This is a genomic window from Sphingopyxis sp. H073 (assembly GCF_001468395.1).
Lineage (GTDB): Bacteria > Pseudomonadota > Alphaproteobacteria > Sphingomonadales > Sphingomonadaceae > Sphingopyxis.
On sequence record NZ_LNSG01000001.1, the window covers coordinates 196,250 to 210,227 of the forward strand.

Genomic DNA, 13,978 nt, shown 5'->3' on the forward strand with positions numbered 1-13,978 from the left:
AACTGCCGCCTGCGCACAATAGCGCTGCGCGGTCCCATGCCTGTATCCAGGGAAGATTTTCCGATGAATACCATTGCCAATCGCGCGGCGCCCTTGCTGGCGCTCGCCACCTGTCTCGCCGCCTCGCCAGCCCATGCCGACGAGGCCGATTCGACGATCATCGTCACCGCCCCGACCGCGACCGACGCCGCCGAAGAGCGCGCCTCGCGCACGCCGGGCGGCACCGATGTCGTGTCCTACGAAGATTATGCCGACAAATCGGTCGTCAGCTTGCGCGACACGCTCGCCTTCTCGCCCGGCGTCTATCTCCAGCCGCGCTACGGGCAGGAGGTGCGCATCTCGATCCGCGGCTCGGGTCTCTCGCGCGGGTTTCACATGCGCGGGCTGACGCTCTTGCAGGACGGGGTGCCGATCAACCTCGCCGACGACAATGGCGATTTCCAGGAGCTGGAGCCGATCTTCTTCGACCATCTCGAGGTCTATCGCGGCGCCAATGCGCTGCGCTTCGGTTCGGGGACGCTCGGCGGCGCGGTCAATGGCGTGACGCCGACCGGGCGCACGGCGGAGGGCTTCTACCTGCGCGGCGACGTCGGCAGCTTCGACAGCTATCGCGGGCTGGTGTCGGCGGGTGTCGCGGGCGACCGGGTCGATGCGTGGGGCGCGATCAGCGCCGACACCTCGAACGGCGACCGCGACCATGTGCAGCGCCGCAGCTTTCGCTTTCACGGCAATGTCGGGTTGAAGCTGAGCGACGTCGTATCGACGCGCTTCTACGCGAGCTACAATGACATCAAGCAGGAGATCCCCGGTGCGCTGACCTATAATCAGGCGCTGACCACCCCGCGCGCGGCGAGCGCGGCGGCGGTGGCGGGCGATCAGGCGCGCGATATCGTGTCGCTGCGGATCCAGAACCGCACGATGTTCGACTGGGGCGCGTTCAAGCTCGACGTCGGCGGTTTCGTCAATGCCAAGTCACTCTATCACCCGATCTTTCAGGTGATCGACCAGGATTCGGTCGACCTTGGCGGCTTCTTCCGCGCCGATTACGCGGGGGGGCCGGTCGAGGTCACGCTGGGCGGCGAATTGCGGCGCGGGACGACCGACGCCCTGCAGTTCGTGAACATCGCCGGCCGGCGTGGGGCGCTGACCTTCGACGCCGACCAGACCGCGCGCACCGCCAATATCTATGGCGAGGTGCGGGTGCGGCCGGTCGAACAGCTGACCTTGATCGCCGGCGGCGTCTATGCCGATGGCTTCCGCAAGCGGCGGGTCAATGTGTCGACTTCGCTGGACGGGCGGATCGACTTCGACGCCTTTTCGCCCAAGTTCGGTCTGTTGTTCGAACCGAGCGACGCGGTGCAGGTCTTCGCCAATTACAGCCGCTCGGCCGAATTTCCGGGCTTCGGCGAAGTGTTCCAGAATATCGGCACGCCGCCGGTCAGCCAGGTCGTCTCGACGATCCGCCCGCAGCGCGCATGGACGGCCGAGATCGGCACGCGCGGGAAGGCGGGCATAGTCAGCTGGGATCTGGCGCTGTATCGCTCGACGCTGAAGGGCGAATTGCTGCAATTTACCACCAACGCCAGCATTCCGGCGGCGACCTTCAACGCCGACCGCACGCGGCATCAGGGCGTCGAGGCGGCGCTGGAGATCGCCCCGGCTGCCTGGCTGCGGCTGCGGCAAGTCTATACCTGCAGCGACTTCCGGTTCCGCAACGATGCGCAGTTCGGCGACAATCGCCTGCCGGTGGTACCGAAGCACGTCTATCGCGCCGAGGTGCGGATCGGGAGCGATGTGCTGCATGTCGCGCCCAACGTCGAGTGGGTGCCCGACGGTCCCTATGCCGATTACCGCAATCAGGTCCGCACGCCGGGCTATGCCTTGCTGGGCGTGACCGGCGGCGCCCGGATTGCCGAGGGGATCGACGCCTTTGTCGATGTGCGCAATATCACCGGCAAGAAGGCGATCGGCGACATCAGCGCGGTGATCGCCGCCACCGCGCCGTCGGTGGTCACGCCTGCGGCGTCGGCTATCTACTATCCGGTCGAGCGCCGCGCAGTGTCCGCCGGCATCCGCGCGCGTTTCTGAGGAGAGGGCAGGGGATGACCGACACCAGGCAGATTCCGCTCTATCGCACGATCTGGCGCTGGCATTTTTACGCCGGGCTGTTCGTCATCCCCTTCATCCTTGTGCTGTCGGTGACGGGCGCAGCCTATCTGTTCAAGCCGCAGATCGACCGATGGGAAGAGCGCGCATGGCGCGGGTTGCCCGCCGCCGATGCGGTCGACGCCGATGCGCAGGTCGCCGCCGCGCTCGCCGCCAACAAGGGCGCGGCCTTCCATTATTACCGCATCCCGGAGGCGCCCGGCGACGCCGCGATCGTCCATCTCGGCCTGCCCGGCGGCGCGATGCGCGATGTCGCCGTGTCGCCGCAGGGGCGCGTGATCGGGTCAGCCGATCCTGACGCGCGCTGGTCGGCGTGGCTGGCGCGCCTGCACGGCAGCCTGCTCGTCGGGCGCAGCGGCAAGCTGCTCGTCGAGCTGGCGGCAAGCTGGGCGATCGTGATGATCCTGACCGGCCTCTATCTCTGGTGGCCGCGCGGGCGCGGGCTGGCGGGGGTCGTCTGGCCGCGGCTGTCGCTCGGTGGCCGGGCGGCGCTGCGCGACCTCCATGCGGTGACCGGCTTCTGGGTCTCCGGCTTCGCGCTCGTCCTGCTCTTCACCGCGCTGCCGTGGACCGACGTCTGGGCGAGCGGATTTCGCGCGGTGCGCGCCGAAATGGGGTGGGTGTCGGGGGTGCAGGACTGGAAGGGCGGGGCGGACCCGCACGCGGCGCACGATCATCATGCGATGGCGGCGGCGCCCCCACCCGGCCACGCTTCGCGCGCGCCGCTGGAATATATCGTGATGCGTGCGCGCGCCGAGCATATGCCCGCGCCCGCGATCATCCAACCGCCCGGCGCCCCCAATCTGTTCGGCCCGCCCAATGGCAACACCTGGACGCTGACGACGCTGACGCAGAACCGGCCGCTGGTGCGCAAGGTCAGCTACGACCCCGAAACGAGCCTCGAGGTCTCGCGCAGCGGTTTCGCCGACAAGCATGTCATCGACCGCGCCGTCGGCTACGGGATCGCGTGGCACGAGGGGCAGTTGTTCGGCCTCGCGAACCAGCTCGTCGGCGTGGCGACGGTGCTCGCGCTCTTCACGCTCGCGATCTCGGGATTGCTCATGTGGCGGCGCCGCAAGCCCGACGATGCGCTCGGCGCGCCGCCGCTGCCGCGCGATCCGGCGCGGCTTAAAGGCGTGGCGGCGATCGTCCTGCTGCTCGCGACCTTTCTGCCGCTGCTCGCGGCATCGCTGGTCTTGCTGTGGATCGTCGATCGGTTAATCTTGCCGCGCCTTCCGCGCGCGGCCCGGTGGCTCGGAGTCGCGCGCGCATAAAGGTTTCATTTGAAACTATTTCATGCTAGGCTGCTGCTCATGAAGGATGGCTTTACCCACGTCCACGAAGTGCCGCCGCCGGGTACCGCGGCCGACTGGACGATTTCGCAGAATTGGGACGCCTTTACCGCCGACGAGCATGCGATGTGGGACCGGCTATTCGCGCGCCAGTCCGACATGCTGCCCGGCCGCGCGGCGGAAGCCTTCCTGCGCGGGATCGATGTGCTCAAGCTCGAAAAGCCCGGCATTCCCGACTATCGCGAGCTCAACGCGCGGCTGATGGACGCGACGGGGTGGCAGGTCGTCGCGGTGCCGGGGCTGGTGCCCGACGACGTCTTCTTCGATCATCTCGCGAACCGCCGCTTTCCCGCGGGCAATTTCATCCGCACCCCCGAACAGCTCGACTATCTGCAGGAACCAGACGTCTTTCACGACGTGTTCGGGCACGTGCCGATGCTCGCCGACCCGGTGTTCGCCGACTATATGGTCGCCTATGGCGAAGGCGGGCTCCGCAGCCTGAAATATGACGCGTTGAAACAGCTCGCCCGGCTTTACTGGTACACGGTCGAATTCGGGCTGATCCGCGAAGCCGGGGGGCTGCGTATCTATGGCGCGGGGATCGTGTCGAGTTACGCCGAAAGCGTGTTCGCGCTCGACAGCGACAGCCCGAACCGCATCGGCTTCGACCTCGCGCGGGTCATGCGGACCGATTACCGGATCGACGACTTCCAGCAGAATTATTTCGTCATCGACAGCCTTGACCAGCTGCTCGACGTAACCGTGAACACCGATTTCGCGCCGCTCTATGCCGCGAACGACGCGCTGCCGCCGATCGCCATTGCCGACATCCTGCCGGGCGACGAGGTGATCACGCGCGGCACGCAGGACTATGCGCTGGGGAAGCAGACCGTCTAATAAACTCCTCCCGCAAGCGGGAGGGGCAGCGAGACTTACGAGCTTGCTCGTTAGTCGCAGCGGGGTGGGCTTTCGCGAGGCCGAAAGCTCGCTATGCTCGCGCCCACCCCCAAACCCCTCCCGCCTGCGGGAGGGGGGGAGGGGGGCTTTGTTTACCAGCTCCCGAACGTTGCGTCCGCCGGATTGGACCGGTGGAAGGCGCGCTGCTTGCGCCGATACCCGTAGCGCCGCCGCTTCACCAGCAACAGGCACGGCCATTCGGCGCTCCCGCCGCGCGCCGCAAGGCGGAAGCCCTGCGCGCGATAGGCGGCCAGCACCGGTTCCATCTGGCGCGCGATCAGCCCGGCGAGGATGGCATGGCCGCCGGGCGAGGTCGCCGCGCCGATGTCGGGCGCCAGCGTGATCAGCGGCCCGGCGAGGATATTCGCGATGACCAGATCATAGGGCGCACGGCGGCGGATCGCGGGATGATCGGTCCCCGGCGCGACCGCGAGCGCGAGCCGCCCGCCGCTGCGGCCCAGCGGCACGCCGTTGATCGCGGCATTGTCGCGGGTAACGACGATGCTCGCGGGATCGATATCCGACGCGATCGCTTTCGCGCGCGGCCAGAGGTGCATCGCGGCAAAGGCGAGCAGGCCCGTTCCGGTGCCGATGTCGGCGATATTGCGCGGGCTCGCGCCCTGCCGCGCCAGCCGGTCGAGCATCGCGAGGCAGCCCGCCGTTGTGTCGTGGCCGCCGGTTCCGAAGGCCTGGCTCGCGTCGATCAGGAAGGGCACGGTTCCCGCAGGCACGCGGTCGGCATAGCTGCTGGTATGGACGAAGAAGCGCCCGGCCTGCACAGGTTCGAGTCCCTGCTGCGACAGCGTCACCCAATCCTGCTCTACCAGTTCCTCGACTTGCGGTTTCCTGCCCTTCGCGCTCGGGATCAGCGCCTGCAGCAGCCCCAGCAGTGCCGCGCCGGGCTTGTCGTCCAGATAGGCGTCGAGCTGCCACAGCCCCAAATCCTCGTCGATCTCGCGCGTCACGATGACGGGCGCCTCGGGCAACGCATCGAGTTCGGGAACCTCGCCCGACAAGGCTTCGGCCTCGTCGCGGGTGCAGGGGAGCGAGACGATCCAGCTCATTTCGGTGGCGTGCTTTCGGACGCCAGCCGGTCGGCAAGCCGCATCCTCGCACCCGCAGCATAGGCGCGGCACGATTCGGGATTGGCGAGGGTCGCCGGGTTCGCGAGCCGAGCGAAGAGGTTGCTCGCCCCCGGATGCGGCGTGATCAATATCTCGCACGGCAGCGCCTCGACCTTCGCGAAGGTCGCGCGGAAGGTCGCGACATAGTCGGGATGATCGACGAACCGGTAGCCGTCGGCCGACACCGCGGACAGGCTGTCGACATAGGCGATGGTGCGGCAGTCGGTCCCTTCGCACGACCGCCACGTCCAGCTCGTACCGCCGGGGGTGTGGCCCGGCGTCGCGTGCGCGGTCAGGCGCAGCTTTTCGATCTCCAGCATCTCGCCGTCGAGAACGGTGCGCGCGACGGCGACGCCGCGAAAGGGCGGAATGCTGCCGCGCTGCGGGTCGGTCGCGTCGGGCTCGCCGCTGGCCAGCGCGGCTGCCGCTTCGGGCCGCGCGATGACTTGCGCACCAGTGGCCTCTTGCAGCGCCTTCAGCCCGCCGACATGGTCGAGATGCTCGTGGCTGGTCAGCAGGAACCGCACATTCTTCGGATCGAATCCCAGCGTGCGGATGTTCGCAAGGATCGATGGCGCGGCCTCTTCGGTTGCGGCGTCGATCAACACCAATCCGGCGGGCGTATCGATCAGCACCACCGATATGCCGCAGGTGCCGACATAATAGCTGTTGCCGAAAATCTTCGCGGGCGGGGCAGGGTCGCTCCAGCCCTCGCGGCCGGCGCAGGCCGCCGCGAGCGCCTTGCCGGTCGGCGCGGTGGCAAGGGCGGAGGGGGCGGCATGCGGCGTGCAACCGGCGAGCGCCACGGCGGCTAAGAGAAGCAGCTTACCGGACATAGCTGGCTCCGTTGGCGTCGAGCACCGCCCCGGTCATCGACGCGGGCGCCTCGAGCGCGCACCAGCGCGCCATCTCGCCGATCTCTTCGGGATCGGCAACGCGGCCAAGCGGGATCTCGGCAAGCAAGGCTTCTCCGCTTCGGCCTTGAAGGGCCTCACCCGCCATGTCGGTCATCGTAAAGCCGGGGCAGATGGCAAAGGCGAGGATGCCTTCCTTGGCGTAGCTGCGCGCGATCGTCTTGGTCATCGCGACCATGCCCGCCTTCGATGCCGCATAGTCCCAGTGCGCCGGACTGTCGCCGCGATAGGCGGCGCGGCTTGCGATATTGACGATGCGGCCGCCGCTTCCGCGGTCCTGCCAATGCCGAACGGCGCGGCGACAGAGCAGGGCGCTCGCGGTCAGGTTGATCCGCATCGTGCGGTCCCATGCGGCAAGCCAGTCGGCGTCGGCTGTATCGATCGGATTCGCTTCGAAAATGCCGGCGTTGTTGATGAGTATGTCGATCCGCCCCTCGAGCCGGTCGAGGCCGCTTTCCCACAGCGCGTCGGGAACAGCGGGATCGGAAAGGTCGCCGTCGGCGCTCGACAGCGCGACCACCCGGGTCGTGTCGAGAGTCAGGGCGTCGGCGATCGCGGCACCGATGCCGCGGCTTGCGCCGGTGATGAAGATGCGGGTCGTCATTCCCCCGCCTTAGGGCAGGGGAATGGGCGTTGCCAAGGTCAGGCCACGCGGCGGCTGAACTCGCTCGCAGCCTTTTCAAGCGACTGGAGCCGCTCGCCCATCTTGGCGAATTCGGTGCTCAGCGTGCTGATTTCGCCCGCGACCATCCCCGAATCGTTGCGGATGCTGGCGATCGTCGACGACATCGAATCGGCGGCGAGCGCGGTCTCGTCGACGGCGGCGGTGATCGAGGTGACCGTCTGCGCCTGCGCGTCCATGGCGTCGCGGATGCGCTGCGCCGAGGTCTGGACTTCGACGATGGTCTGCTGGATCGACTGGTTGGCGCTCACCGACCCGCGCGTCGCTTGCTGGATCGCCGCGATCTTACCCGCGATATCGTCGGTCGCGCGCGCGGTTTCGTTGGCGAGGCTCTTCACCTCCTGCGCGACGACCGCAAAGCCGCGGCCCGATTCGCCGGCGCGGGCGGCTTCGATGGTGGCGTTGAGCGCGAGCAGGTTGGTCTGTCCTGCGATCTCGCGGATCAGGCCCAGGATCGACTCGATCGATTCGGCGTGGCGCGACAGCGCCTCGGACATGGCGACGGCTTCGCCCGCCTGTTCGGAGGCGCGCGTCGCGACGCTGGCCGAGGCTTCGACCTCGCTGCGCGCATCCTCGATCGCACGGATCAGGCCCGCGGCGGTCGAGGCGGCTTCGCGCATCGCCATCGCCGATTGTTCGGAGGCGGCAGCGACCTCGCTCGTCTTGGCGATCATGCCCTTCGCCGCCTGGTCGGCCGAAGCGGCCTGCCGCGCGAGCTGCTGCCGCGCGGCGTCGGTATCCTGAACCAGCGAGGCGATCGAGCGGTCGAAATCGCCCGCGAGCGCCTGACGTTCGCCCGAGATCACGGCGCGGTCCAGCTTGGTCGCATAGCGCTGCATGATGTCGAACTCGAGCAACGCGAGCCGGTTGATGGCACCGGTCAGTCGCGCCTGCCGCGCGGTGTCGCCGGCCGCGGCTTCGATGACATATTCGATGGTGAGGCGCAGGCTCTCGGCGATGCAAGACATCACCGACGCCAGCGGCAGCTTCACACGGCGTGCCATATGGGTGTTCTGGCACGCGATCGTCGCGACCTCCTGTCCCGCTGCATCGCTGTATTTGACCGCGGCGTGGCGTGCGCTGCCGCGCACATAGGATTCGAGAAGTTCGCCCTCGACCTTGCGCTCGATCCCGGGAAGCCGGTTGAAGGCGTCCCAATAGGCGCGCGCGATCATGTCCTCGCGGCCCGAGATGATGGCGTGGATTTCGGCGGCGTCTGCGGCGAGGCGTCCGTCGAGGTCATAAAAAGGGAAACGATCGGCCATCAGCACGGGATCGATCTGCTGCTTATGAATCGGATTTTCCTTCACCATGATCCTGCTTCCCTGGCCAAATTCGGACGCGCGGACTCTGTCGGTCCCCATCGTCCGCGAAACGCGTCACCGGGATATGCTGGGAGGATGGTAAAAGCGGCGTTAACCAGCCGCGGGAATTTTGGCTTCAGCGCGCCGGGTCGCCGATTTGCGCCGCCGATACCGGATAGCCCTCGAACGCCTTGATCGTGCGCAGCGCAAAGGCGCTGTGCATCGACGCGACGCCGGGCAGGCGCGACAGGCAATGGCGGTGCAGCCGGTCGAAGTCGGCGACGTTTCGCGCCGCGACGCGCAGGCGATAGTCCGACGCGCCCGACAGCAGCTGGCACTCCAGTATCTCGTCGAAGCTCTTCACCGCGCTTTCGAACGCGGTCAGCGCCTCCTCGCTCTGCGAGGTCAGGCTGATGTCGACGAAGACGTCGAGGCCGAGCCCGATCGCCTCGGGATCGAGCCGCGCGGCATAGCCGGTGATGATCCCCGCGGCCTCGAGCGCGCGGATGCGGCGATGGCACGCCGAGGGCGACAGGCCGACGATCTCGCCCAGCTCGGCGGCGGGTTTTGGCCCCTCGCGCTGCAGCAGGTGAAGCAGCTTTGTATCGATTCGATCCATAATTGTGCGTCATTTCCGCATATTGCGCTCAATATGTGCGCATCATTGCGAAATCGGGCGAGGATATGCAAGCACCTCTCGCGGCTTTACTGTTATGTTTCTCCGAAGGCTACGGATGCGGAAATTTTGCGTCCGGGCGCAGAGATATGGAGAGCGACAATGATCATCGGCACCCCCAAGGAAATCAAGAATCACGAATATCGCGTCGGCCTGACCCCCGAGAGCGCGCGCGAGCTCGTCGTCCATGGCCACCGGGTGCTGGTGCAGACCGGCGCGGGCGAAGGCATCGGTGCGCACGACGCCTTCTATCAGCAGGCGGGCGCCGAGATCGTCCAGAGTGCCGAAGAGATTTTCTCGACCTGCGACATGGTGGTGAAGGTCAAGGAGCCGCAGGCGGTCGAGCGCGCGATGCTGCGCCCCGGCCAAATTCTCTACACCTATCTCCACCTCGCGCCCGATCCCGAACAGACGCTCGACCTCATGAAGTCGGGCGCGATCTGCATCGCCTATGAAACCGTGACCTCCCCCCATGGCGGGCTGCCGCTCTTGAAGCCGATGAGCCAGGTTGCCGGCCGCATGTCGATCCAGGCCGGCGCGACCGCGCTCGAAAAGGCGCATGGCGGCCGCGGCGTGCTCCTGGGCGGCGTCCCCGGCGTGGCGCCGGGCAAGGTGTGCGTGATCGGCGGCGGCGTCGTCGGCTTCAACGCGGCGCAAATGGCCGCGGGCCTCGGCGCCGACGTCACCATCCTCGACCGCGATCCCGAGGTGCTCGAACGCGTCGGCACCTTTTTCGAGGCGCGCGCCAAGACGCGCTTCTCGAACCGCGCGAACCTCGCCGAATGCGTCGCCGAGGCCGACCTCGTGATCGGCGCGGTGCTGATCCCCGGCGCCGAGGCGCCGAAGCTCGTCAGCCGCGAGATGCTGAAGACGATGCGCCCCGGCTCGGTGCTCGTCGACGTCGCGATCGACCAGGGCGGCTGCTTCGAGACCAGCCATGCGACGACCCACGCGGACCCCACTTACGTGGTCGACGGCATCGTGCATTATGCGGTCGCGAACATGCCCGGCGCGGTGGCGCGCACCAGCACTTATGCCCTCAACAACGTCACCCTGCCGCATGCGCTGCGCATCGCAGACCTCGGGTGGAAAGAGGCATTGAAGCGCGACACGCATCTTGCGCAGGGACTCAACGTCTGGAATGGTAAGGTGACGTTCGAAGCCGTAGCGGAAGCGGTGGGAACGGATTATGTGCCTGTCGATCAGGCACTCGCCTGATAACAAGGACTTGCGTGACATGACCGATCAATCTCCCCCGCCGCCTCACGAAGAAGAGGAAAATGAAGTGCTGCGCGCCGCGCGCGAGCTTCAGGCGCAGAAGGAGGCCGCCGAGGCGACCGAAGCCGCCGACAAGGCGGCCGTGGCGAAAGGCGGCAAGAAGATCGGCTGGAAAACCGCGGCGGGCATCGGCGTCGGCTCGGCGGCCGTGCTCGCGGCGCTGCTCTACGCGAACCGCGACAAGCTGAAGTGATCGCGCCTGCGCCGGTGTAGGCGCGATGTCTGTTTCGGGGTGGGAAGCGGACATCCTTTTGTGATCCCCGGCGAAAGCCGGGGCCCAGGAATTCACACACCGGCCTGGTGTTTTGCCGCTCTGGGCCCCGGGGTGCACAATGGCGACTTCCGGCCGTTACCGGTCATCGCCTCCCGATCGGCCGCAAATGCCGGCTCTCGCCCGCAACCGGCCCTTGCCTTCGCAGCGACCGGCAGCCCCTGCATCCCGCGAACGCCCTTCAGCCAAAATCTGCGTTCATCGCCCCCTAAGTAATTGCATATCGCGGCGGGAACGCTTAACCCGCGCCCATCGACCGATGAGAGTCAGGAAAACGGGGCTGTTATGGCTGGCAACGAACCGAGCGCGCGGCCGCTTTCGCCGCACCTTCAGGTATATAAATGGGCGCCTTCGATGGCGGTCTCGATCCTCCACCGCATCAGCGGCGACGGGCTGGCGATCGCCGGGGCGCTGATGTTCCTCTGGTGGCTCGGCGCCCTTGCCGCCGGTCCCGATGCCTATGCCGCCTTCGTCGCCTGCGTCTGGCACGATCCCAGTCCCGAGATCGGCCTGTTCCACCAGATCACGAACATTCTCGGCAAGGTCGTGCTCGTCGGCCTGACCTGGGCCTTTTTCCAGCACCTCTTCTCGGGGCTTCGCCACTTCGTCCTCGACACCGGCGCGGGCTATGAGCTCAAGACCAACAAGCTGTGGTCGACGCTGGTGATGGTCGGTGCGGTCCTCGCGACCACCGCGACCTGGCTCTATATCGCGAAGGAGGCGCTCAATGGGTAATGGTACGCGCCTCGGCCGCGTGCGCGGGCTTGGCTCCTCGCATCACGGTTCGCATCACTGGCTGCAGCAGCGCCTGACCGCGCTCGGCAACGTCCTGCTCGTCACCTGGCTCTTTGTCTCGCTGCTCCGCCTGCCGCTCGACGACCATGCCGCGGTGCATCGCTGGGCGTCGAACCCGACCGTCGCGCTCGCGCTGATCCTGCTCGTGATCAGCGTCTTCTGGCACTTCCGGCTCGGGCTTCAGGTTCTTATCGAGGACTATGTCCATGGCGAGGCGATGCGCCTGCTCGCGATCGTCGCGCTCAACTTCTATGCCATCGGCGGTGCGGCCTACGGCATCTTCGCCATCGTCCGCATCGCATTGGTCCCCGTAGCGGGCGTTCCGGGGGGCATGTAAGATGACCGAAGCCTACAAGATCATCGACCATATCTACGACACCGTCGTCGTCGGCGCCGGCGGCTCGGGCCTGCGCGCCACGATGGGCAGCGCCGAAGCCGGCCTCAAGACCGCGTGCATCACCAAGGTGTTCCCGACCCGCAGCCACACCGTCGCGGCGCAGGGCGGCATCGCCGCCTCGCTCGGCAATAACAGCCCCGACCATTGGCAGTGGCATATGTACGACACCGTCAAGGGCTCGGACTGGCTCGGCGACCAGGATGCGATCGAATATATGGTGCGCGAGGCGCCCGCCGCGGTTTATGAACTCGAACATGCCGGCGTGCCGTTCAGCCGCAACGCCAATGGCACGATCTACCAGCGCCCGTTCGGCGGACATATGCAGAATATGGGCGAAGGCCCGCCGGTGCAGCGCACCTGCGCCGCGGCCGACCGCACCGGCCATGCGATGCTCCACGCGCTCTATCAGCAGTCGCTGAAATATGACGCCGACTTCTTCATCGAATATTTCGCGCTCGACCTGATCATGGAAGACGGCGCGTGCCGGGGCGTGATCGCGCTGTGCATGGAGGATGGCAGCATCCACCGCTTCCGCAGCCAGGCGGTCGTCCTCGCGACGGGCGGCTATGGCCGCTGCTATTTCACCGCGACCTCGGCGCATACCTGCACCGGCGACGGCGGCGGCATGGTGCTGCGTGCCGGCCTGCCGCTGCAGGACATGGAATTCGTCCAGTTCCACCCGACCGGCATCTATGGCGCGGGCGTGCTCATCACCGAGGGCGCGCGCGGCGAGGGCGGATATCTGACGAACTCCGAAGGCGAGCGTTTCATGGAGCGCTATGCCCCCTCGGCGAAGGATCTCGCGTCGCGCGACGTCGTGTCGCGCTCGATGGCTCTCGAAATCCGCGAAGGCCGCGGCGTCGGCCCGCACGCCGACCACATCTATCTCCACCTCGACCACATCGATCCCGCGGTGCTCGCCGAGCGCCTGCCGGGGATCACCGAAAGCGGCAAGATTTTCGCGGGCGTCGACCTCACGCGCCAGCCGCTGCCGGTCGTGCCGACGGTCCATTACAATATGGGCGGCATCCCATGTAACTATCATGGTGAAGTCGTCACGCTGAAGGATGGCAACCCCGACTCCGTGGTTCCCGGCCTGTTCGCGGTCGGTGAGGCCGCCTGCGTGTCGGTCCACGGCGCGAACCGTCTCGGCTCGAACAGTCTGATCGACCTCGTCGTGTTCGGCCGCGCGACGGGCCACCGCCTCAAGGAAATCCTCACCCCCGGCGCCGCGCAGGCGCCGCTGCCGAAGGACAGCGCCGATCTGGCGCTCGGCCGCCTCGATCATTTCCGCAACGCCAATGGCGGTTCGCCGACCGCGGAAATCCGCACCGAGATGCAGCGCGCGATGTCGCAGCATGCGGCGGTGTTCCGCACCGACGAGCTGATGGCCGAGGGCAAGGAAAAGCTCGCCAAGACCTACAGCCGCATGACCGACGTCCATGTCGCCGACCGCAGCCTGATCTGGAACACCGACCTCGTCGAAACGCTCGAGCTCGACAATCTGATCGCGCAGGCGACAGTGACGATGCATTCGGCGTACAACCGCAAGGAAAGCCGCGGCGCCCACGCGCACGAGGATTTCCCCAACCGCGATGACACGGTGTGGATGAAGCACACGATCAGCTGGTTCGACGGCTGGGGCGGCAAGGGCGGCGGCGTCCGCCTCGATTACCGTCCGGTCCACGAATATACGCTGACCGACGACGCCGAATATATCAAGCCGAAGGCGCGCGTTTACTAGGACGGATTGGCGCGATGCCCCGGCCGCGGGCCGGGGCGCCTTATTCGCTGCCGAACAGGCTTTTCGACGGATTGATGTCGGCGAAGGGTTCCTTGACCTGTTCGCCCATGACCCACAGCTTGTGGCAGGCGATGGTGAAGAACATCACCGCGATCGTCCAGACGATGATCGTCTTGATAATCTGCCACCTTTTGGCTTCATAGGCGGCCTTGGCGCGCGCCTTATAGTCGATGCCGAGCTCGCTTTCGAATTCGGCCACCAGCTGCGCGCGGCGGGTGCGCGATATGTTCGCGAGACTCGCGTTTTGCACAGTGTCTTCTTTCGAGCGGCGAGTCGCCATCACCCACACCCAATGGTCCCGATTGTCCAGCCTCCGGT

At 66.8% G+C, this 13,978-nt stretch carries 14 protein-coding genes; 8 read left to right on the forward strand and 6 right to left on the reverse strand.

Annotated elements, in window-relative coordinates; genetic code table 11:
* Nucleotides 1-63: 63 nt before the first annotated feature.
* From ATE64_RS00985 to phhA, 3 genes are read left to right on the forward strand one after another with little or no spacing between them, the layout of a single operon-like run.
* Complete coding sequence (locus tag ATE64_RS00985) at nucleotides 64-2,088, forward strand: TonB-dependent receptor (RefSeq protein ID WP_058455710.1); 2,025 nt, start codon at nucleotides 64-66, stop codon at nucleotides 2,086-2,088.
* A gap of 14 nt (nucleotides 2,089-2,102) precedes the next feature.
* Nucleotides 2,103-3,440 (forward strand): PepSY domain-containing protein, encoded by a 1,338-nt coding sequence (locus ATE64_RS00990; RefSeq protein ID WP_058455711.1) that lies wholly within the window; start codon nucleotides 2,103-2,105, stop codon nucleotides 3,438-3,440.
* A 39-nt stretch (nucleotides 3,441-3,479) separates the two neighbouring features.
* The gene (gene phhA / locus ATE64_RS00995) at nucleotides 3,480-4,355 is read left to right on the forward strand and encodes a phenylalanine 4-monooxygenase (protein WP_058455712.1); all 876 of its coding nucleotides are present in this window, start codon (nucleotides 3,480-3,482) and stop codon (nucleotides 4,353-4,355) included.
* A gap of 152 nt (nucleotides 4,356-4,507) precedes the next feature.
* On the opposite strand, the gene ATE64_RS01000 is transcribed toward phhA, so the two are convergent.
* The 5 genes from ATE64_RS01000 to ATE64_RS01020 form a co-directional block, all read right to left on the reverse strand.
* A complete protein-coding gene (locus ATE64_RS01000; protein ID WP_058456957.1) occupies nucleotides 4,508-5,479 on the reverse strand; it encodes a 50S ribosomal protein L11 methyltransferase in 972 nt (323 codons plus the stop codon).
* A complete protein-coding gene (gene bla, locus ATE64_RS01005; RefSeq protein WP_058456958.1) occupies nucleotides 5,476-6,375 on the reverse strand; it encodes a subclass B3 metallo-beta-lactamase in 900 nt (299 codons plus the stop codon). The genes ATE64_RS01000 and bla overlap by 4 nt, the downstream gene beginning before the upstream one ends.
* Nucleotides 6,365-7,057 (reverse strand): SDR family oxidoreductase, encoded by a 693-nt coding sequence (locus ATE64_RS01010; protein WP_058456959.1) that lies wholly within the window; start codon nucleotides 7,055-7,057, stop codon nucleotides 6,365-6,367. The genes bla and ATE64_RS01010 overlap by 11 nt, the downstream gene beginning before the upstream one ends.
* A gap of 38 nt (nucleotides 7,058-7,095) precedes the next feature.
* Nucleotides 7,096-8,448, reverse strand: a complete 1,353-nt coding sequence (locus tag ATE64_RS01015; protein ID WP_058456960.1) for a methyl-accepting chemotaxis protein — start codon at nucleotides 8,446-8,448, stop codon at nucleotides 7,096-7,098.
* A 127-nt stretch (nucleotides 8,449-8,575) separates the two neighbouring features.
* Nucleotides 8,576-9,058: an Lrp/AsnC family transcriptional regulator gene (locus ATE64_RS01020; RefSeq protein ID WP_058456961.1), complete on the reverse strand. Its 483-nt coding sequence runs from the start codon at nucleotides 9,056-9,058 to the stop codon at nucleotides 8,576-8,578.
* Between the two features lie 159 nt (nucleotides 9,059-9,217).
* On the opposite strand from ATE64_RS01020, the gene ald reads away from it, so the two are divergent.
* The 5 genes from ald to sdhA all read left to right on the forward strand — a co-directional run bounded on the left by ald (nucleotide 9,218) and on the right by sdhA (nucleotide 13,600).
* Nucleotides 9,218-10,333 (forward strand): alanine dehydrogenase, encoded by a 1,116-nt coding sequence (gene ald / locus ATE64_RS01025; RefSeq protein ID WP_058456962.1) that lies wholly within the window; start codon nucleotides 9,218-9,220, stop codon nucleotides 10,331-10,333.
* A 19-nt stretch (nucleotides 10,334-10,352) separates the two neighbouring features.
* Nucleotides 10,353-10,586 carry a hypothetical protein gene (locus tag ATE64_RS01030; RefSeq protein WP_058456963.1) on the forward strand — a complete coding sequence of 78 codons (234 nt, stop codon included), beginning with the start codon at nucleotides 10,353-10,355 and terminating at the stop codon, nucleotides 10,584-10,586.
* A gap of 363 nt (nucleotides 10,587-10,949) precedes the next feature.
* Nucleotides 10,950-11,399 (forward strand): succinate dehydrogenase, cytochrome b556 subunit, encoded by a 450-nt coding sequence (gene sdhC / locus ATE64_RS01035; protein ID WP_058456964.1) that lies wholly within the window; start codon nucleotides 10,950-10,952, stop codon nucleotides 11,397-11,399.
* On the forward strand, nucleotides 11,392-11,796 hold the full coding sequence (gene sdhD, locus ATE64_RS01040) for a succinate dehydrogenase, hydrophobic membrane anchor protein (RefSeq protein WP_058456965.1): 405 nt from the start codon (nucleotides 11,392-11,394) through the stop codon (nucleotides 11,794-11,796). The genes sdhC and sdhD overlap by 8 nt, the downstream gene beginning before the upstream one ends.
* A gap of 1 nt (nucleotide 11,797) precedes the next feature.
* The gene (gene sdhA / locus ATE64_RS01045) at nucleotides 11,798-13,600 is read left to right on the forward strand and encodes a succinate dehydrogenase flavoprotein subunit (RefSeq protein WP_058456966.1); all 1,803 of its coding nucleotides are present in this window, start codon (nucleotides 11,798-11,800) and stop codon (nucleotides 13,598-13,600) included.
* Between the two features lie 40 nt (nucleotides 13,601-13,640).
* Here sdhA and ATE64_RS01050 read toward each other — a convergent pair whose 3' ends face one another.
* Nucleotides 13,641-13,910, reverse strand: a complete 270-nt coding sequence (locus tag ATE64_RS01050; protein WP_231729000.1) for a hypothetical protein — start codon at nucleotides 13,908-13,910, stop codon at nucleotides 13,641-13,643.
* Nucleotides 13,911-13,978 lie beyond the last annotated feature (68 nt).

Excerpts from the sequence above, each read along its gene's own strand:
- ATE64_RS00985 (WP_058455710.1), top strand. The coding sequence starts at position 64 with ATGAATACCATTGCCAATCGCGCGGCGCCCTTGCTGGCGCTCGCCACC.
- ATE64_RS00990 (WP_058455711.1), top strand. The coding sequence starts at position 2,103 with ATGACCGACACCAGGCAGATTCCGCTCTATCGCACGATCTGGCGCTGG.
- phhA (WP_058455712.1), top strand. The coding sequence starts at position 3,480 with ATGAAGGATGGCTTTACCCACGTCCACGAAGTGCCGCCGCCGGGTACC.
- ATE64_RS01000 (WP_058456957.1), bottom strand. The coding sequence starts at position 5,479 with ATGAGCTGGATCGTCTCGCTCCCCTGCACCCGCGACGAGGCCGAAGCC.
- bla (WP_058456958.1), bottom strand. The coding sequence starts at position 6,375 with ATGTCCGGTAAGCTGCTTCTCTTAGCCGCCGTGGCGCTCGCCGGTTGC.
- ATE64_RS01010 (WP_058456959.1), bottom strand. The coding sequence starts at position 7,057 with ATGACGACCCGCATCTTCATCACCGGCGCAAGCCGCGGCATCGGTGCC.
- ATE64_RS01015 (WP_058456960.1), bottom strand. The coding sequence starts at position 8,448 with ATGGTGAAGGAAAATCCGATTCATAAGCAGCAGATCGATCCCGTGCTG.
- ATE64_RS01020 (WP_058456961.1), bottom strand. The coding sequence starts at position 9,058 with ATGGATCGAATCGATACAAAGCTGCTTCACCTGCTGCAGCGCGAGGGG.
- ald (WP_058456962.1), top strand. The coding sequence starts at position 9,218 with ATGATCATCGGCACCCCCAAGGAAATCAAGAATCACGAATATCGCGTC.
- ATE64_RS01030 (WP_058456963.1), top strand. The coding sequence starts at position 10,353 with ATGACCGATCAATCTCCCCCGCCGCCTCACGAAGAAGAGGAAAATGAA.
- sdhC (WP_058456964.1), top strand. The coding sequence starts at position 10,950 with ATGGCTGGCAACGAACCGAGCGCGCGGCCGCTTTCGCCGCACCTTCAG.
- sdhD (WP_058456965.1), top strand. The coding sequence starts at position 11,392 with ATGGGTAATGGTACGCGCCTCGGCCGCGTGCGCGGGCTTGGCTCCTCG.
- sdhA (WP_058456966.1), top strand. The coding sequence starts at position 11,798 with ATGACCGAAGCCTACAAGATCATCGACCATATCTACGACACCGTCGTC.